The organism is Janthinobacterium sp. 1_2014MBL_MicDiv (genome assembly GCF_001865675.1).
Lineage (GTDB): Bacteria > Pseudomonadota > Gammaproteobacteria > Burkholderiales > Burkholderiaceae_D > Janthinobacterium.
On sequence record NZ_CP011319.1, the window covers coordinates 1,225,767 to 1,244,483 of the forward strand.

17 protein-coding genes are annotated in these 18,717 nt (G+C 65.9%); 12 read left to right on the plus strand and 5 right to left on the minus strand.

Going from position 1 to position 18,717, the window contains the following annotated elements; all coding sequences use genetic code 11:
• Position 1: 1 nt before the first annotated feature.
• Positions 2 to 472 (plus strand): cyanophycin metabolism-associated DUF1854 family protein, encoded by a 471-nt coding sequence (locus YQ44_RS05370; protein ID WP_071322501.1) that lies wholly within the window; start codon positions 2 to 4, stop codon positions 470 to 472.
• Between the two features lie 51 nt (positions 473 to 523).
• Here YQ44_RS05370 and YQ44_RS05375 read toward each other — a convergent pair whose 3' ends face one another.
• Complete coding sequence (locus tag YQ44_RS05375) at positions 524 to 2,038, minus strand: AMP nucleosidase (protein WP_232251057.1); 1,515 nt, start codon at positions 2,036 to 2,038, stop codon at positions 524 to 526.
• A gap of 122 nt (positions 2,039 to 2,160) precedes the next feature.
• Between YQ44_RS05375 and YQ44_RS05380 the strand changes: the two genes are divergently transcribed.
• From YQ44_RS05380 to YQ44_RS05395, 4 genes are all read left to right on the plus strand, one after another.
• Positions 2,161 to 2,760, plus strand: coding sequence for a TetR/AcrR family transcriptional regulator (locus tag YQ44_RS05380; RefSeq protein ID WP_071322503.1), 600 nt, complete (start codon positions 2,161 to 2,163; stop codon positions 2,758 to 2,760).
• A gap of 15 nt (positions 2,761 to 2,775) precedes the next feature.
• Complete coding sequence (gene map / locus YQ44_RS05385) at positions 2,776 to 3,579, plus strand: type I methionyl aminopeptidase (protein ID WP_071322504.1); 804 nt, start codon at positions 2,776 to 2,778, stop codon at positions 3,577 to 3,579.
• Position 3,580: 1 nt separating this feature from the next.
• Complete coding sequence (locus tag YQ44_RS05390) at positions 3,581 to 4,105, plus strand: hypothetical protein (protein ID WP_071322505.1); 525 nt, start codon at positions 3,581 to 3,583, stop codon at positions 4,103 to 4,105.
• Positions 4,106 to 4,182: 77 nt separating this feature from the next.
• On the plus strand, positions 4,183 to 4,833 hold the full coding sequence (locus tag YQ44_RS05395) for an FABP family protein (RefSeq protein WP_071322506.1): 651 nt from the start codon (positions 4,183 to 4,185) through the stop codon (positions 4,831 to 4,833).
• 156 nt (positions 4,834 to 4,989) lie between these two features.
• On the opposite strand, the gene YQ44_RS05400 is transcribed toward YQ44_RS05395, so the two are convergent.
• On the minus strand, positions 4,990 to 7,449 hold the full coding sequence (locus YQ44_RS05400) for a tetratricopeptide repeat protein (RefSeq protein ID WP_071322507.1): 2,460 nt from the start codon (positions 7,447 to 7,449) through the stop codon (positions 4,990 to 4,992).
• Positions 7,450 to 7,531: 82 nt separating this feature from the next.
• Positions 7,532 to 8,311 carry an AraC family transcriptional regulator gene (locus tag YQ44_RS05405; RefSeq protein WP_071322508.1) on the minus strand — a complete coding sequence of 260 codons (780 nt, stop codon included), beginning with the start codon at positions 8,309 to 8,311 and terminating at the stop codon, positions 7,532 to 7,534.
• 96 nt (positions 8,312 to 8,407) lie between these two features.
• Between YQ44_RS05405 and YQ44_RS05410 the strand changes: the two genes are divergently transcribed.
• Together YQ44_RS05410 and YQ44_RS05415 are read left to right on the plus strand one after the other, a co-directional pair.
• The gene (locus YQ44_RS05410) at positions 8,408 to 9,298 is read left to right on the plus strand and encodes a DMT family transporter (protein WP_071322509.1); all 891 of its coding nucleotides are present in this window, start codon (positions 8,408 to 8,410) and stop codon (positions 9,296 to 9,298) included.
• A 37-nt stretch (positions 9,299 to 9,335) separates the two neighbouring features.
• Positions 9,336 to 9,932: an O-methyltransferase gene (locus YQ44_RS05415; protein WP_071322510.1), complete on the plus strand. Its 597-nt coding sequence runs from the start codon at positions 9,336 to 9,338 to the stop codon at positions 9,930 to 9,932.
• A 12-nt stretch (positions 9,933 to 9,944) separates the two neighbouring features.
• On the opposite strand, the gene YQ44_RS05420 is transcribed toward YQ44_RS05415, so the two are convergent.
• Together YQ44_RS05420 and YQ44_RS05425 are read right to left on the minus strand one after the other, a co-directional pair.
• A complete protein-coding gene (locus YQ44_RS05420) occupies positions 9,945 to 10,454 on the minus strand; it encodes a GAF domain-containing protein (RefSeq protein WP_071326273.1) in 510 nt (169 codons plus the stop codon).
• 66 nt (positions 10,455 to 10,520) lie between these two features.
• Positions 10,521 to 11,411, minus strand: a complete 891-nt coding sequence (locus YQ44_RS05425; RefSeq protein WP_071322511.1) for a LysR family transcriptional regulator — start codon at positions 11,409 to 11,411, stop codon at positions 10,521 to 10,523.
• Between the two features lie 83 nt (positions 11,412 to 11,494).
• On the opposite strand from YQ44_RS05425, the gene YQ44_RS05430 reads away from it, so the two are divergent.
• From YQ44_RS05430 to YQ44_RS05450, 5 genes are all read left to right on the plus strand, one after another.
• Positions 11,495 to 12,487: an aldo/keto reductase gene (locus YQ44_RS05430; RefSeq protein WP_156895009.1), complete on the plus strand. Its 993-nt coding sequence runs from the start codon at positions 11,495 to 11,497 to the stop codon at positions 12,485 to 12,487.
• 129 nt (positions 12,488 to 12,616) lie between these two features.
• The gene (locus YQ44_RS05435; RefSeq protein WP_198043875.1) at positions 12,617 to 13,462 is read left to right on the plus strand and encodes a CheR family methyltransferase; all 846 of its coding nucleotides are present in this window, start codon (positions 12,617 to 12,619) and stop codon (positions 13,460 to 13,462) included.
• The gene (locus tag YQ44_RS05440; protein ID WP_232251058.1) at positions 13,455 to 14,075 is read left to right on the plus strand and encodes a chemotaxis protein CheB; all 621 of its coding nucleotides are present in this window, start codon (positions 13,455 to 13,457) and stop codon (positions 14,073 to 14,075) included. Before YQ44_RS05435 ends, YQ44_RS05440 begins: the two co-directional genes overlap by 8 nt.
• Positions 14,076 to 14,181: 106 nt before the next feature.
• Positions 14,182 to 15,309: a hybrid sensor histidine kinase/response regulator gene (locus YQ44_RS05445; RefSeq protein WP_071322513.1), complete on the plus strand. Its 1,128-nt coding sequence runs from the start codon at positions 14,182 to 14,184 to the stop codon at positions 15,307 to 15,309.
• A complete protein-coding gene (locus YQ44_RS05450) occupies positions 15,306 to 18,695 on the plus strand; it encodes a hybrid sensor histidine kinase/response regulator (protein ID WP_071322514.1) in 3,390 nt (1,129 codons plus the stop codon). The genes YQ44_RS05445 and YQ44_RS05450 overlap by 4 nt, the downstream gene beginning before the upstream one ends.
• The last annotated feature ends 22 nt before the right edge of the window (positions 18,696 to 18,717 follow it).

Consider the following 18,717-nt stretch of genomic DNA (forward strand, 5'->3'; position numbering starts at 1 on the left):
CATGGCCAGTACACACTTTACATTACGCCGCGACAGCTTCGGCAAGCTGGTGATGACGGCCGGGGACGGCCAGGAACACGAGGGCGTGGCGCCCGTGCGCGCCTTCCCCATCCAGTCGCCCGACGAGGGTATTTCGCTGGTGCTGGGCAATGGCAAGGAAGTGGCGTGGATCGACCGCCTCGACGCCTTGCCCGAGCCGACGCGCAGCCTGCTGCAGGAGGAGCTGGAGGGGCGCGAATTCATGCCCGAGATCGCGCGCGTGAAAAGCGTTTCCAGCTTCGCCACGCCGTGCACCTGGTACGTCGACACGGACCGCGGCGAGACGCAGTTCGTGCTGAAGGGGGAGGAAGACATCCGCCGCATCGGCGCCGCGTCGCTGCTGATCGCCGACAACCACGGCATCCACTTTCTGATACGCGACATGTTCAATATCGACAAGACGACGCGCAAGATCCTCGACCGCTTCCTGTAAGCGGCTGCGGATGAAAAACGGCGCCTGCATGGGAATGCAGGCGCCGTTTTTTTATTGGAACGCCACCTCGGCGAAGCTGCGCAGCTTGCGGCTGTGCAGCCGGTCCACGCCCTGGCGGCGCAGCAGTTCCACGGCGCGGATGCCGATGCGCAAATGCTGGTCGACGCGCTCGCGGTAGAAGTGGTTGGCCATGCCGGGCAGCTTGATTTCACCGTGCAGCGGCTTGTCGCTGACGCACAGCAGGGTGCCGTAGGGGACGCGGAAGCGGAAACCGTTGGCGGCAATCGTCGCGCTTTCCATGTCCAGCGCGATGGCGCGGCTCTGGCTGAAGCGGCGCTCGGGCGTGCGCTGCGGCAGCAGTTCCCAGTTGCGGTTGTCGGTGCTGGCCACGGTCCCCGTGCGCATGATGTGCTTCAGGTCATGCCCGGTCAGCTGCGTGATCTCGGCCACCGCCGTTTGCAGCGCCTGCTGGATTTCCGCCAGCGGCGGGATCGGCACCCACAGCGGCAAGTCTTCGTCGAGCACGTGGTCTTCGCGCACATAGGCATGCGCCAGCACGTAGTCGCCCAGGCTTTGCGTGGTGCGCAAGCCCGCGCAGTGGCCGAGCATCAGCCAGGCGTGCGGACGCAGCACGGCGATATGGTCGGTGATGGTCTTGGCGTTGGCCGGTCCCACGCCGATATTGACCATGGTGATGCCGCTGCCGTCGGCGCGCAGCAGGTGGTAGGCGGGCATCTGCGGCAGGCGCGGCGGCGCGGCGCCCAGCAGGTCGTCGCTTTCGATGGCCAGGCCCACGCGGCGCGTGATCACGTTGCCCGGTTCGACGAAGGCGATGTAGCCGTCGTCGTCCGATGGCGCGGCATCGTCGGGTGCGCGCTCCATCATGGCGTGGCCCAGGCGGATGAATTCGTCGATGTAGAACTGGTAATTGGTAAACAGGACGAAGTTCTGGAAGTGCTGCGGCGAGGTGCCGCTGTAGTGGCGCAGGCGCTGCAGCGAATAATCGACGCGCGGACCCGTAAACAGCGACAGCGGCTGCGCTTCGCCGTGCGCCGGCTCGTGCGTGCCGTTGGCGATGCCGTCGTCCATGGCCGACAGGTCGGGCAGGTCGAACAGGTCGCGCATGGCCACGCGGCGGCCCGCATCCATGTTGCCTTCGATATGGTCATGTTCGGCGAACGAGAAATGCACGGGTATCGGCTGCGCGCTGACGCCCACTTCCAGGTGCACTTTCTGGCCGCGGTTATGGTTTTTCAGCAGCAGGGTAAACTGGTCCAGGTAGTAGTCGCCGAACAGGTCGGGGCGCGTCAGGGTGGTTTCAAACACGCCGGGGCCGGCGACGAAACCGTAGGCCAGCGGCGAGTCGGCGCGCGCCACCGTTTCCGTCTGGATGCGCACGAACGGGTAGCAGGCGCGCACGCGCTCGTGCATGTCCTCGCCGGCGACGAAGCGTTGCAGCGCATCGCGCAAGTGTTCGATGCTGCTGCGGTAAATGGCTTGCACCTGCGCCAGCGCCTGGCGTGGATCGTCGAAGCGGGCGGAGGCAATGAAGGGGGGCGTAAGCAAGCGAGTTCTCCTGTGAGGTTCGTGCATACCATTGTAAGGCAGCAAGGCAACTCTTGTTTGCCCCGTTTTTCGCCGGACGGCAGCGCTTGACGAATTCAAATAGAATCTGTATTCTATTTGGTATGGTCAGACTAGCCAAATTCAACGAAAACAATTTCATCGACAGCGCGATCGCCGTCGCCGCCCAGTGCGGCGTGGGCGCCGTGTCGATGGCCGCCATCGCCGTCAAGGCCGGCGCGCCCATCGGTTCCGTGTATCACCGCTTCGATTCGCGCAATGCCATCCTGGCGCGCGCCTGGCTGCGCGTGAAAAGCGACTTCCGCGAGGAGGTGGCCAGCCGCTGGCTCGGCGGCGACACCTGGGCCGGCGTGCACGGCTTGCTCGACTGGTGCCGGCGCAAGCCCGTGTACGCGCGCTTCCTGCTGCAATGCGCGGACAGCCCCGATTTCAACGGCGGCCTCAGCGAGGAGCTTGCCGCCGCGCTGGAAGAGGAACAGGCGGCGCTCGACGCCTGCTTCGCGCGCTGCGCCGAAGCCATGCCCGGCAGCACCGAACTGGATCTCGATCACATGTTGCTCAAATTCGTGCTGATCGACGCTCCCGTGGCCGTCGTCAAGCCCTACCTGACCCAGGAGCGGCCGATACCGGCCAGCGTCGACGCCATGCTGCGCGCCTCGCACGATGCCGTGCGCGGCTGGGCATTACACACCACCACACACTGAAAAAGAAAAATCTCCATGCGCTATTCCACCCAGCTTGAACACGGCAAGAAAATCCCCCTGCACGACGACGAAGGCTTCGCCGGCATGCGCGCGGCCGGCCGCATCGCCGCCGACACGCTCGACTACATCACGCCCTTCGTCAAGCCAGGCATCTCGACGGCCAAGCTCGACGCATTGTGCGAGGAATTCATGCGCGCCGCCGGCGCCATTCCCGCCACCATCGATTACCACGGCTACAAGCACGCCAGCTGCATTTCCGTCAACCACGTCGTCACGCATGGCATCCCGTCCGAGACGAAGATCCTGAAAGTGGGCGACATCCTCAACATCGACGTCACGCCGAAGTTCAACGAGTGGCACGGCGACACCAGCCGCACCTTCAAGGTGGGCGCCGTTTCCATCCTGGCCAACCGCCTCGTCAACACGGCGTATGAATCGATGATGGCCGGCATCAATACCGTGCGCCCTGGCGCCACGCTGGGCGACGTCGGCGCCGCCATCGAGGCGGTGGCCAAGGCGCAGGGTTTTTCCTCGGTGCGCGACTTCTGCGGCCACGGCCTGGGCAAGGTCTTCCACGACGCGCCGCAGGTGCTGCACTACGGCCGCGCCGGCACGGGCATCGTGCTCGAGCCGGGCATGATCTTCACCATCGAGCCGATGCTCAACGTGGGCAGCTACCAGGTCAAGGTCTTGCCCGACAAGTGGACGACGGTGACGAAAGACCGCTCGCTGTCGGCGCAGTTCGAACATTCGCTGGCCGTGACGGAAACGGGTTTTGAAATCTTCACCTTGACCGGGTTGCCGGATCCGCTGGTCTGACATGGATGCGGCGCGCCGGCAGCAGTTGACCGAGATCGTCGCCGCCAGGGCCGGCGTGGATGCGGCCTGCGCGGCACGCCATCTAGAACTGCATGACTACGAGGTGGCGGCCGCCCTGCGCGCCATCGACGCCGAGCGCTACACGCTGACGCAGCGCCTGCTGGGGAAATACCGGCGCGACCCGGAAGACGCGCTGCAGCACGTGGCGCTGGCCGTCCTGCAGCATGCGCAGATCGGCACGGACAGCGTGCTGCGCGCCGCGCGCATCGCGGCCCTGGCGCCGGAAGTCGTTTGCGTGGTGAGCCTGGCCGAGTGGCTGGCCTACGTGGACTGGGAAGGCTTCGACAGCGCCCTGTACGCGAATATCGAGGCTGTGGCGGCGCTGATCGCCGGCGAGCTGCAGCTGCCCGACGTCGCCGCCAACCTGCTGCAGGCGCGCGACGAAAGCGTGTTCGAGGCGCGGCGCCCCGCGCTGGCCGCCACCTTGATCGCGTTCATCGAACGCCACATCGCGCAGTTTCCCTGAGGGCCGGCGCTTTGCCGCCGGCGCGGCAGGTCTTACAATGGCGGCAGCACTGTTGCCCCATTTTGAAGACTTCCCCCATGAGCGATTTTCCCGACGATATTTATACCGAGCCGTCCGCCGACGTGCATACCCTGAACAACCTCGGTCCCCTGACCGGCATGGCCGGCATCTGGACGGGTACGCGCGGCCTGGACGTCAAGCCGAAGGCCGACGGCCCGCGCAAGCAGGCCTTCGTCGAGCGCATCGAGCTGCAGCCGATCGATCCCGTCACCAACGGCCCGCAGCTGTTCTATGGCTTGCGCTACTATATCCACATCACCAAGCCGGACCAGGTCAAAACCTACCATGAGCAGGTGGGCTACTGGCTGTGGGAGCCGGCCACGGGCGCCGTGATCCAGACCCTGGCCATCCCGCGCGGCCAGATCGCCATGGCATCGGGCACGACGACGGCGGACGCCACCAGTTTCGAGCTGGTCGCCAGGCGCGAGTCGACGGCCTACGGCATCTGCTCGAACCCCTTCCTCGAACACGCGTTCACGACCGTCGAATACCGCATCAAGGTCGACATCCACGCCGACGGCAGCTGGGGCTATGACGAAGACACGGTCATGCTGATCCGCGGCAAGGACGAACCGTTCCACCACACGGACCGCAACCTGCTGACGAAAATCGGCGAGCCGACGCCGAATCCGATGGCGCTGCAGGCGCTGGCGGCAGCCGCAGCGTAAGCGTCAGAACGGCGGGTCCTGCCGCCGTTCTGTTCCCAGTGGTAGCGCGCCGCGCGCGCCACTTCCCGGTCGCGGTCATCGCAGCCGCTCAGTTCCTCGAGTATTTCCAGCGGCACGCTCTTGCTATGCGCCACCCAGCATCGGCGGAAGCGACCACTATGGCTGTCCCTGCGCGACGGCCTTGATCGCGCGCTCCTCGCCCATGGCGGCGGCGATCTTCCAGCGCTGCATGGCGCTGGCGCGGTCCGGGCGTTTCAGGCCCGCGCCTTCCCAGTCCATCAATCCCAGGTTGTAGATATCGCCGGCGCTGCCCTTGTCGGCGGCCAGCGTGAACCACTTGCGCGCTTCCTTGTGGTTGACGGGGATGGGCTGGCCGCGCACGTGGTACAGGCCCAGCACATGCATGGCTTGCAGATTGCCCTTGTGCGCCGCCTGTTTCAGCAGGTCGATGCCGCGCTGTACGTTGCGCGGCTCTTGCCAGCCTTCGGCCAGCATCACGCCTTTCGCCGCCAGCGCGTAGCTGTCGCCCTTCACCAGTCCCTTGCCGACCAGGGGCTTGGCGGCCACCTGGCGCGCCTGGCGCTGCTGCGCCGTCGGCGCGGTGGCGGGGCCGGGTTGGCCTTCGCCCATCAGCAGCATCCAGCCGTACAGGCCATACGCATTCGCATCGCCCTTGCCGACGAGGCTATCGAGCATGGCCAGCGCCTGCACCTTGTCGCCATTGTCGTACAGCTTGAGCGCCTTCGGCATGCTGGCTTCCTGCGGCGGGACGGCCGGCGCGTGCGGCGCCACGGGCGCCGAGGCCAGGGCCGCCGACTGCGGCGCGGCAGCGGCGGGCACGCGCACGGGCAAGCCATAGCTGGCGGCCAGCACGGCCAGGCTGGCCGGCGCCAGTATCAGCACCTGGGCCAGCTGGTTGCGGCGGCCCTTGCCGGCGATGCGCATGGCCCGTTCGGCTTGCTGCTCGCCGCCCAGGGCCTCGCTGAGCACGGCCTTGACCTTGCGGTTGAACAGCCAGTAGCCGGCGCCCGCGACGAGCAGCCCCGCCAGTGCCGCCATGCCGCGCCCGGCGAAGAACCAGGTGGCGATGGCGACGGCCAGCGCGGCCAGCGCGCTTTTCCACCAGAATTGCTTGGCCAGCCGCGTGTAGACCTGGCGCAGCGCACCGAGCACGCAGGTGCGCACATTCTGCGCATACTCGCTTGAGACGACGTCGACATGCGCGTGCTCCGTCTCGCCGCCGAGCACCGATTCAATCACGTCCGCATTCAGTTCCGAGGCGGCCACGTCGCGCAGCGGCGTCAATAAACCTTGCACGTGGGCCGAGAACAGGCCGTCGTCCGCGCTGCCGGCCAGCGCATCGCTGAGCGCCTTGAGGTCGCCGCGCAGCAGCTTTTCCACGATGTCGTCGAGGGTCAGCCAGCGCAGGTCCGTGCCATACGCCACCAGGTGGTGTTTTTCCGCGTTGCACGCGGCATCGAGGCGCACGATGCGCAGCTTGCCCGCATACAGGGCGTCGACTTCCTGCGGCTGGTCTTCATTGTAAATGCTCACTTTCGCCAGGGCCACGCTGCTGGCGATCGCCGCCAGCGAGTGCACGCTTTCCTTGTCGCGGATGCGGCGCGCATCGTCGGGCGCCTGCTTGGGCAGGCTGACGCTGTAGCCGGGCGCCACGTGCACGTCGACCCAGGCCGCGTTGCCCACCTTGCCAGAGCCGTCGCACGGATTGCAGCGCAAGTCGCCCACGCCGCTGCAGGTGCGGCAGGTGACGCTGCCGCTGGCGCGGCAAGTGCCGCAATTGACGTTGCCGGCGCCGTGGCAGGTGCTGCAACTGACCTTGCCATAGCTGCAATGGTAGCAGGAGCGGTATTCGGTGCGGTACTGCGGCCGCGTTTCGCTGTGGTAGCTGGTGTGCGAGCTGCCGTTGCTGTAGGTGGTAGTGGGCACTTGCACCGTGATGTAATCGGTGACTTGCTCGGAGACGGTGCCGCTGCCGCTGCAATACGAGCACGACACCTTGCCGCTGCCGTAGCAGCCGTAGGCGTCGCAGCTGACGGTGCGCCCGCCGTGGCAGCTCCAGCACGTTTCCGTGGTCGCGCCGTGGCAGGTGTGGCAGCTGATGCGGCCCTTGCCATGGCAGTTGCTGCACGTGTCCAGGTGCCAGTGCTTGACGGCGTGCGGCAGATACAGTCCCGCCGCCACGCCGTCGTAGGCCTGGCCGGCCTGGCGCAAGGCAGCGTCGAGCTTGCCCGCCGCGCGGCGCAGCCTGTCCTTCTCCTGCGCGTGAGCGAGTGCTCCCACCTCGTGCGGGCCGCAGCGGCAGTCGCTGCCCGACGGCGCGAAATAGCCATTGATGACGCGCTGCTCGAAGCGCGCCTCGAGCGCATAGTTCGCCTGCAGCGAGAATTCCTGCAACGCGTCTTCCTCGCCCAGCGGCGTGATGTCGTGCGGTTCGAAGCGCGTCTTCTCCTGCACCAGGGTGCGCAGCTTGCCCAGTACGGTGGGCGCTTCTTCCTTGTCCAGCTGGATGGGCGCCGCCGCCGTCACGGTCTCTGGCACTGCGGGCACGTCCAGGCTGCCGCCAGTGTCGCTGTCCGTATCGGTGGTTGGATTCATGCACGCATCCTTTTGCTCAGGAGAAAGATGTGGAGATTTTAGCATCCATGGCCTGGAAAGCATGCTGTTTAGTCCACGTTTTTCAGCGCATGCCGCGGCGGAACTGGTCGGGCGTGCCGCCGCTCTGGCGGCGAAACATGGCGATGAAGGCCGAGGCCGTGCTATAGCCGAGTTCCAGCGCGATCGCCTGCACCGTGTCGCCCCGTTCCAGCAGCGGCAGCGCCGCCAGGAAGCGCTGCCGCTGGCGCCATTCGCCGAACGGCATGCCCAGCTCGCGCTGGCAGCGCCGGGCCAGGGTGCGCTCGGTCACGTGCAATTGCGCGGCCCACTCGGCCAGTGAGCGGTTACTGCCGGGGTCCGCCTGCAGGGCGGCCAGCAGCGCAGCGATGACGGGCTCGTCGCTGCTGGGCAGGTAATTGCGGCTGCACGGCGCCAGCCGCAGTTGGTCGACCAGCACCTGCGCCAGGCGCTGGTCGGCGGCGCTGGCGGGCGTGGTGACGCCGCGCTCGGCAAAGTCGCCGAGGATGGCTTTCAGCAAAGGGCTGAGCACCAGCGCGCACGGCCGGGCCGGCAGCTGCGCGCACAGGCTGGCGTCGATGTAGGCGGAGTGAAAGCTCACATCCTGGCGGATATAGCCGTCGTGCAGGGTCTCGGGCGGTATCCATACGGCATATTGGGGCGGCGACAGGTAGCGCTGGCCCGCCACCATCATTTCCATCACGCCCGTGGAGCAATACGTGAGCTGGCCCCACGGATGGGTCTGATAACCGAACTGCTGGTGCGCGTGATAATCGTCGAGGCGAAAGTACACGGGATAGGGCAGGGTGTCGGAAACGGCGGGGAAATGCAGATTGGTGGCCATATTGTCCTGTTCTTCGCATGGATTGTCCGATATTCATTATATCCATGGAATCGGACCATGCGAAAATGGCGCTCATTGAATTCTGGAGTCCGCCGCATGAAAGCCAAGCATTACCTGTTTCCCGTGATCGCCGTGCTGATCTGGGCCATCAATACCATCGTCAGCAAGATGGCCGTCGGCGTGATCGATCCGGCCGCCATCTCCTTCTTCCGCTGGCTGCTGGCCGGCGTGCTGCTGGCGCTCGTGTTCGGCCGCGCCGTGTGGAAGCAGCGGGCCGTGGTGAAACCGTATTTGGGGAAACTGTTTGTGCTGGGTATGCTGGGCATGGTCATGTACCAGTGCCTCGCGTATATCGCGGCGCAGACGACGACGGCCACCAACATGGGCATCCTGGCCTCGCTGATGCCCTTGCTGGCCGTGGGACTGTCGGTGCTGCTGCTGGGCGAGGCAGCCACCGTGGGCGGCGTGTTTGGCGGCCTCGTGTCGCTGCTGGGGCTCGGCTACCTGCTCAGCCATGGCGACCCCGCCGCCCTCATCGCGCATGGCGCGGCCGTCGGCGATGGCCTGATGCTGCTGGCCTGCCTGTCGTATGCCGGCTACGGCGTGCTGCTCAAGCGCTGGAAGATTCCGCTGAATAACTGGCATTCCTTGCTGATACAGGTGTGGTGCGCCGTGCCCGTGCTGTTCGTGTATTACCTGAGCCAGTCGGCGCCGCCCGTCACCGGCGCCGGCTTGCCGCTGGTGCTGTTCGCCGGCATTCCCGCGTCCGTCATCGCGCCGTTCCTGTGGATGCATGGCCTGGCCAAGCTGGGCCCCAGCCGCGCCACGACCCTGATGAACTTGCTGCCCGTGTTTACCGTCATCATTGCCATGCTGTTCCTCGGTGAAACCTTGCACAGCTATGACGTGATCGGCGGTGGCGTGACCCTGCTGGGCGTGGTGATGGTGCAATACCTGAAACGTCCGCTGCGCCGCGCAGCAGCGTGATTTTTTGCTATGCTGGCGTTTTTACCAAGGAGCGACCATGCCGAGCAAAGATGCCATCGATACCCTGCTGAGCGAACTGGAAGCGTTCGGCCATGCGAATGACGCCGCGCACACGGAACGCAGCCGGCGCATGCTCAATATCACGCGCGACACGGGCGAATTGCTGGCCGTGCTGATCCACGCGCGCGCTGCCCGCCGCGTGCTGGAAATCGGCACCTCGAACGGCTATTCCACCCTGTGGCTGGCGCGGGCGGCGCAGGCGCTGGGCGGCAGCGTCGTGACGGTGGAAAGGGCGCAGGACAAGTTCGACATGGCGCGCGCCAACTTCGAGCGCGCGCAATTGCAGGGCGTGATCGGCCAGCTGCTGGCCGATGCGGGCGAGGTGCTGCGCGATGCGGCCGACGGCGCCTACGATCTGATCTTCCTCGATTCCGCCCGCAGCCTGTACCAGCAATGGTGGCCGCAGCTGGACCGGGCCCTGGCCGCCGGCGGCGTGCTGGTGGTCGACAACGCCAGCTCGCATTATGCGGACATGGCGGACTTCCTGGACGGCATCCGCGCCGATACCCGCTACACGAGTTGCCTGGCAAGCGTGGGCAAGGGCGAATTCATCGCCGTCAAGGCCGGCGCGTAGCCGGGTGCCGGTTCAGGCGGCGACGATGGTCGCTTCCAGCACGCGCACCAGCGATTCGACGCCCTGCGCATCGACCTCGTCGAAGCGGCCCGTCAAAGGGCTGTCGAGGTCAAACACGCCGATGATGTGTCCTTGCGCAAACACGGGCACCACCAGTTCCGAGCGCGAATGGACGTCGCAGGCGATATGGCCGGGAAACGCGTGCACATCGTGCACGACGATGGACTTGCCTTCGACCACGGTGGTGCCGCACACGCCGCGCCCCTTCTTGATGCGGATGCAGGCCGGCTTGCCCTGGAACGGCCCCAGCACCAGTTCATCGCCCTTCAGGAAATAGAAGCCGGCCCAGTTCAAGCCCGGCATGGTGTGGAAGACCAGCGCACTGAAGTTGGCCGTATTGGCGATGAAATCGCTCTCGCCCGCCAGCAGGCCTTGCAGCTGCGAGCGCAGGTCCGCATACATGGCTTGCTTGGCTGCGGGGGTATCGGTGGCGTAGGCGGCGTCGCTGATGGTAAACGTCATGATGGTGGCAGTGAAAAATGGGGAAGCCGCCATGGTAGCGCGTCTGGAGCCGCCGCGTGCGGGCCGTCACCTTTTCAGGTGGCTGGCCGCCAGTTGGCGCAGCAGGGGCAGGGCGGCGTGGCCGCCATCGTGGCGCCAGGCCAGCCCGATGCCAGCCGCCAGTTCCTCGCCTTCCGCCAATTGCCGGTAGACCACGCCAGCCAGGCGCAGCGCGCGAAACGAGTCGGCCAGCAGGGCCATGCCCTTGCCGGCGGCCACGTCGCCCAGCAGCACATGGTGGTCGGGCGCCTCGCGCAGGAAGGCGGGCGCGAAGCCGTGGCGGCGGAACACGTGCTGGCAATGGTCGAAGAAGGCGGGCTGGCGCGCCCGTTCGAACCAGTAGACGGAGGCATGGGCAATGTCGGCCAGGCTGATTCTGCGTTTCTTCGCCAGGCGGTGTCCGGCGGGCAGGGCCAGCATCATGGGCTGGCGCGCCAGCGGCTGCACGGCCAGGTCGAACGTGGCGCTCGGCAGGGCGAGCAGCGCGGCGTCGAGCTGGCCCTTGCGCACGGCGGCCACCAGGCGCGGCGACGGCGCCGCCGTCAGTTCCAGGCGGATAGTTCCCAACTGTTGTTCCAGCGCCGCCAGCAGGGGGCGGAACAGGCCCGCTTCCATCGAGCTGGTCAGGCCCAGGCGCAGGCGGGCGGGCGCTGCGTCGCGCTGCAGCGACGCTTGCGCCGCATCCAGCAAATCGAGGATGCGCAGCGCCTGCGGCAGCAGCGTGCGTCCCGCTGCCGTCAGGGCCACGCCCTGCGTGTCGCGCTCGAACAGGCGCGCCCCCAGCCTGTCTTCCAGCGCCTTGATGGCGCGCGACAGGGGCGGCTGGGTCATGTGCAGCTGCTCGGCCGCCTGGCGGAAATTCAGGCAGCGGGCGACGGCGCAAAACAGGTTCAAGGCATGGGTGTCGAGGGCTCTCATACCTTAAAGGTATCACGAAATTGCTCATTCCTTCCTGGCCCGGCACGGCCCAGACTGGCTGCATTGATATGAGGGAGATGATGATGCAACTGCAACAACGACGGATAGGCAATAGCGGTTTGAGCAGCTCGGCACTTGGCCTGGGCTGCATGGGCATGTCGGAATTCTATGGCGCCACGGACGAGGCGCAATCGCTGGCCACGCTGGAAGCGGCGCTGGCGGCGGGCGTGACCCTGTTCGACACGGCCGACGCCTACGGTTTCGGCCACAACGAGCAATTGCTGGGACGCTTATTGCAGGGCCGGCGCGGGCAGGCCCTGGTGGCCACCAAGTGCGGCCTGGTGCGCGAGGCGGGCGGCTACGCGCGCCGCGTCGATAATTCGCCCGCCTACATCCGCCAGGCGTGCGAAGCGTCGCTGGCGCGCCTGGGCGTGGACGCCATCGACCTGTTCTATCTGCACCGGCTGAACCTGGAGACGCCGCTGGAAGCGTCGATGGGCGCGCTGGCGCAATTGCTGCAAGACGGCAAGATCCGCGCCGTGGGCCTGTGCGAAGTGAGCGCCGCCACCCTGCTGCGCGCGGCAGCCATCTGCCCTGTGGCCGCCGTGCAGAGCGAATATTCGCTGTGGACGCGCGAACCGGAGCTGGGCGTGCTGGCCGCCTGCCGCCACGTGGGCGCCAGTTTCTTTGCCTACAGCCCGCTGGGCCGCGGTTTCCTGACAGGCACGATCACGGCGGCGGACAGCCTGGCCGCAGGCGACTTCCGCCAGTTCAATCCCCGCTTCGCCGCCGCCAACCTGGCGCACAACCAGGCCATCGCCGCCCTGGTCCAGGACATGGCGCGCGCCAAAGGCTGCACGCCGGCCCAGCTGGCGCTGGCCTGGCTGCTGGCGCAGGGGGACGACGTCATTCCCATTCCCGGCACCAAGCGTATCGCGTATCTGCAGGACAACCTCGGCGCGCTGGCCGTGCGCCTCGACGGGGCGGAACTGGCGGCCATGCATGCCGCCTTTCCGCAGGGCATGGCGGCGGGCGCGCGCTACACGGACGAAGGCATGAAGGGCGTGGATGCCTGAGAAAAGTGGTCCGAGTGTACGCCAGCGTACTAAACGCCACCTTTTCCTGCGGGATAATTCACGGTGATCTGCTAGCATTCCGGCTGGCCCCATGCGCCCGCGCGGCGATGCAGGGGCCGGGCACGCAGCGTGGATAGAAGGGTGGATGTCAAATTGCTAGATGATGATATTTTCGATATCGAACTGAAGTTGTTGCTGGAAGGAATTTTGCTGAGGTATCAGCATGATTTCCGCGATTATTCCGTGGCCTCGCTGCGCCGGCGCATGCGCCAGGCCATGGAGCGCTTCGGCTGCGCCAGCCTGTCGCAATTGCAGGACCGCATACTGCATGAGCCGACGGTGTTCGCGCAGATGCTGCAGTTTTTCACGGTACAGGTCAGCGAGATGTTCCGCGACCCCGCGTATTTCCGCGCCCTGCGCGAAAAAGTCGTGCCCATCCTGCACACCTATCCCTCGATCAAGATCTGGGTGGCCGGCTGCAGCAGCGGCGAAGAAGTGTGGTCGCTGGCCATCCTGCTGGAAGAGGAAGGCTTGCTGGAGCGCAGCATGATTTATGCGACCGATATCAATGTCGAGGCGCTGGCCGCCGCCGAAGCAGGCATCTATTCGATCGACCGCATCGCCCAGTTCAGCGAAAATTACCAGCTGGCGGGCGGCAAGCGCTCGCTGTCCGACTATTACACGGCGGCCTACAAGGGCGCCATCTTCGACCGGCGCCTGCGCCGCCAGTTCGTCTTCGCCGACCACAGCCTGGCGACGGACAGCGTTTTTTCGGAGGTGCACATGGTGTCCTGCCGTAACGTGATGATTTATTTCAATAAAGACTTGCAGGACCGCGCCCTCGGCCTGTTCCATGAAGCGCTGGTGAACCGGGGCTTCCTGGGACTGGGCATGAAGGAAAGCCTGCATTTCAGCCGCCACGCCGCCAGCTTCCGCGAGCTGTGCCCGGCCGAGAAAATCTTCCAGCGTGCCTGACGCCATGCTGCCGACCTGCGACGTGGCGCCACCGCCGCCCGGCCTGCGCCTGATCGCCATCGGCGCCTCGGCCGGCGGCGTGGAGGCGCTCGGCACCGTGCTGCGCGCCTTGCCCGCCCGCTGCCGCGCCGCCGTGGTGGTGGTGCTGCACCTGGCGCCCGGCCGTTCCAGCCAGCTGCCGCAGCTGTATGCGCAGCGCTGCCAGCTGCCCTTGCGCGAGGCGCAGGACAAGGAGCCGCTGCAAGGGGGCGTCGTGTACTTTGCGCCGCCCGACTATCACCTGCAAGTCGAGCCCGGCGGCAGCTTTTCGCTGTCGCAGGAAGAACCCGTGCATTTTTCGCGCCCGTCCATCGACGTCCTGCTGGAGACGGCCGCCCAGGCGTACCGGCGCGCCATGCTGGCCATCATCCTGACGGGTGCCTCGGCCGATGGCGCGGCCGGCCTGGCGCGCGTGCGGCAGCTGGGCGGCAGCGCCTGGGTGCAGGACCCGGCGCTGGCCAGTTGTGGCATCATGCCGGCCGCGGCGCTCAAGCGGGCCGGCGCCGACCGCGTGCTGGATCTGCCGCAGATGGCGGCCAGCCTGGCGCTGCTCGACGTGGCGACGGACAACTGAATGGGGGCGTGACAGTGCGTGTAATATATGCAAAGACTGAAACAATATTAATTTCTATACAGAAACACGATGGCATTCCGCCGTTGCGATGCCTGAAGACTAATCCGTGACCGCACCTATCCATATCCTCGTCGTTGACGACATCGCGCAAAACCTGGTCGCCGCCGAAGCCGTGCTGGCGCGGCCCGGTATTGTTGTCCTGAAAGCTACGTCGGGCGCGCAAGCGCTGGAGCTGTTGCTGACGCATGAAGTGGCGCTGGCCCTGATCGACGTGCAGATGCCGCAGATGGATGGCTTCGAGCTGGCCGAGCTGATACGCGGCAGTGAGCGCACGCGCAGCATCCCGCTGATTTTCCTGACGGCCGCGTCGCGCGAGCCCAGCTACAGTTTCCGCGGCTACGAAGCGGGCGCCGTCGATTTCCTGTACAAGCCGATCGACGTCAAGGCCTTGCAGAGCAAGGTGGCCGTGCTGGTCCAGCTGTACCAGCAGAAACGCGAACTGTCGGCCCAGCTCGACGAGCTGAAACATGCGCTGCACTTGAATGAACTGTTCACGGCCGTGCTCGGCCACGATTTGCGCACGCCGCTGTCGGTGGTGATGAATGGCGCCATGCTGTTGCCGATGATGAGCGACCACCCGAAAGTGATCGTCACGGCACAGCGCATCGAAAGCAGCGCCAAGCGCATGGCGCGCATGGTCGATCAGTTGCTGGACCTGGCGCGCATCCGTTCGGGCACGATGGAATTGCGCAGCAGCATGCACGATTACCTGGCGCTGGCGCGCGCCATCGTCGACGAATTCGACACGGCCGGCCAGGCTTCGCCCGTCGAGATCAGCAGCGTGGGCGAGCTGCACGGGCAATGCGATGCGGGCCTGCTGTCGCAGGTTATCTCGAATCTGCTCAGCAATGCCATCACGCATGGCGAGGCGGGCACGCCGGTGCAGCTGGCGCTCGATGGCCGGTCCGCCGACAGCATCGAATTGCGCGTGATCAATCGCGGCGTCATCGCCGCCGCCTTGCTGCCGACCCTGTTCGAACCGTTTCAGCAGGCAGGCGAGAAGCGCAAGACGGGTCAGGGCCTGGGGCTGGGCCTGTACACGGTGAATATGTTCGTCAAGGCCCATGGCGGCACGGTCGAGCTGAGCTCGAGCGCCACGCAGGGCACTGTGGCCACCGTGCGCATCCCGCGCCACTGCCACGTCTGCGTGCAGCCTGAAGTGGTTGCCTCATGAATATGCCTGCCTGGCCGCGCGGCGGCGGCATCATGGGCGAGCTGGTGCGCCAGTCCGACTGGTCCGCCAGCGGCCTCGGCGCACTCGACGATTGGCCCGCCAACTTGCGCACCAGCGTGGACATCGTGCTGCATTCGCCGATGGCGATGGTGCTGATGTGGGGCCCGCGGCATGTGATGATTTATAACGACGAATACATCAAGATCGCCGGCGCGCGCCATCCTGCAGCGCTGGGCGGCACGGTGCCGGCCATCTGGCCCGAAATCTGGGACTGGAATGCGCGCATCCTGCAGGCCGGCCTGCGCGGCGAGACGCAGGTGCACCGCGAATGCTGCTTGCCGCTGCTGCGCGATGGCCAGCCCGTGGAAGTTTGTTTCGACCTGTTCTACACGCCCGTGCATGGCGCCGACGGCCAGGTCGACGGCGTGCTGTGCACGGCGCTGGAACTGACGGCGCGCATGGAAGAAGGGCGCCAGCTGAAGCTGGTCACGGCCGAACTTGGCGAACGCAACAGCGCCTTGCAAGCCGAGGGCGAAGCCGTGCGCGCGGCGAACCGCCGCCTCGACGAAGAGCGTGCGCTGCTGCGCGCCCTGTTCCAGCAGGCGCCCAGCTTCATGGCCTTGCTGCGCGGGCCGCAGCATGTGTTTGAATTGGCCAACGAGCATTATCTGCGCCTCGTGGGGCGCGGCGAACTTGAGCTGCTGGGCAATTCCGTCGAGACCGCCCTGCCGGAAGTCAAGGGACAGGGCTTCATCGACTTGCTGGACCAGGTCTACCGCAGCGGCGTCGCCTACGAGGGGCGCCAGGTGCGGGTGGACTTGCTGACGGCCGATGGGCGGACGGGGCAGAGGTATGTCGATTTCGTGTATCAGCCGATCAAGGATGCGGATGGCGTGGTCAGCGGCATCCTCGTCGAGGGCATCGACGTCACCGAGCGCATGGAAGGCGAGGAACGCTTGCGCCTGGCCCAGCAGGCGGGCGGCATCGGCACCTTCGAGTGGTTCCCCGACACGGGCGCGATGGTGGTGTCGCCCACGTTCCGCCGTCAGTGGGGCATACCGGACGAGCAGGAAATCACGCAGCAGCTGCTGGTCAGCCTCGTCGATGCGCGCGACTTGACGAAGGTGGGCCCCAGCAAGCTTGAGCTGGCGCAAAATCCCCTTGAATATGTGGAGTACCGCATCCGCCGTCCGCTCGACGGCGAAGTGCGCTGGATCGCGCGCCAGGGCGAGGTGGTCGACGGCCGCGTGCCGGGCCAGCGCCGCTATGTGGGCGTGTCCTTCGACGTGACGGAACGGCGCCACATCGAGGATGAGCTCACTGCCAGCCAGGAGCGCATGGCGGCCATTTTCGGCCAGGCCTCGGTGGGCTTGTCGGAACTGGGTCTCGATGGCCGCTTCCAGCGCGTCAACGGCGCCCTGTGCCGCATGCTGGGCCGCCCGGCCGAAGAACTGCTGAGCTTGAACATGAACGACATCCTGCATCCCGATGACGTGCCCGGCAACAATGTGCTGTTCCAGCGCCTGGTGGAAACGGGCGAGTCGTTCTCGCTGGAAAAACGCTACCTGAAGCCCGACGGCTCGCAAGTGTGGGTGTCGAGCAATGTCAGCCGCCTGGTCGACGAGCAGGGGCACACGCGTTCCCTGATCGCCGTCAAGACGGACATCACGGACCGGCGCCGCGTGGAAAAAGCGCTGCATGAATTGAACGAAACGCTCGAACACCGGGTCGAACAGGAAGTGAGCGAGCGCACCAAGGCGGAAGACGCCTTGCGCCAGGCGCAAAAGATGGAAGCCGTGGGCCAGCTGACGGGCGGCATCGCGCATGACTTCAATAATGTGCTGCAAATCATTTCCGGGAATTTGCATTTGCTGGCGCACCTGGCCGGTACCGATGGCCTGATGCGCCAGCGGCTCGACACGGCCATTGCCGCCGTCGAACGGGGCGCCAAGCTGTCGTCGCACTTGCTGGCGTTTGCGCGGCGTCAACCGCTGAAGCCCGTGGTGGCGGACCTGGCGCGTGTCGTGCGCAACATGGATGCGCTGCTGCGGCGCGCCTTGGGCGAAGCCATCGACATCGTGCTCGTCGGCGGCGGCGGGCTGTGGAATACCCTGGTCGACCGCAGCCAGATTGAAAACGTCATCCTGAACCTGGCCATCAATGCGCGCGACGCCATGGATGGCGTGGGCAAGCTGACCATCGAGCTCGGTAATGTCGTGCTCGATGAAAACTATGTGCAAAAGCTCGTCGACGTGCCGGCCGGCCAGTATGTGATGCTGTCGGTGACCGATACGGGCCATGGCATGAGCGGTTCCGTGCTGCAGCGCGCGTTCGAACCGTTCTTCACCACCAAGCCGGAAGGGGCGGGCACGGGCCTGGGCCTGTCGATGGCCTATGGTTTCGTCACGCAAAGCCGTGGCCATATCCGCATTTACAGTGAACCTGGCGTGGGCACGGGAGTCAAAATCTATTTGCCCCGCTCCCTGATGGCAGAAGCGGACGAAGAGCTGGAATTGAGCGGCGTCGTCACGGGCGGCACGGAAACCGTGCTGGTAGTGGAAGACGATGTGGGCGTGCGCACGACGGTGGTCGACATGCTGGGCGCGCTTGGCTATACGGTGCTCAAGGCCGAGGATGGCGAAAGCGCGCTGGCCGTGCTGCACAGCGGCGCGCAAATCGATTTGTTGTTTACGGATGTGATCATGCCCGGCCCCGTCAGCAGCACGGAGATGGCGCGCCAGGCGCGCGAGTTGCAGCCCGATATCGCCGTGCTGTTTACGTCCGGCTACGCGCAGGATGTCATCGTACACGAGGGGCGGCTGGACGCGGGCGTGGAATTGCTCAGCAAGCCGTACCGGCGCGAAGAGCTGGCGCGCAAGCTGCGCCACGTGCTGGCCAACCGCCAGCAGCAATTGCGCGCGCGCCAGTTCGAGCTGGCCGGCACCCCGGTGGCCGGCGGTCCGATGGCCAGCGCGCGCCAGGCCGGCACGCCGGGACTGGACTTGACGGGCCACGCATTGGTACCGCAGGGGGACATGCCGACATCGATGAAAATTCTCGTGGTGGAAGATAACCTCGATTCGCAACTGATGGTGTGCGAGCTGGTGGGCATGCTCGGGCATACGGTGAGCGGCGTGTCCGATGGCGAAGCCGCGTGGCAATTGCTAAGTGAGCAAGACTTCGATATCCTGTTTACCGATGTCAGCCTGCCCGGCATGTCGGGCATCGCACTGGCACGCATGGTGCTGCGCGAGAAACCGGACATGCGCATCATCTTTTCCACCGGCTATGGCAAGGAATCGATGGATGAACTGGGCTTTTCCGCCAGCGTCCTGCGCAAACCGTATGACTTGACGGAGTTGCAAGCGGCACTCGACCAATCCTGACGGGCACGCGCCTTCCCGGGCC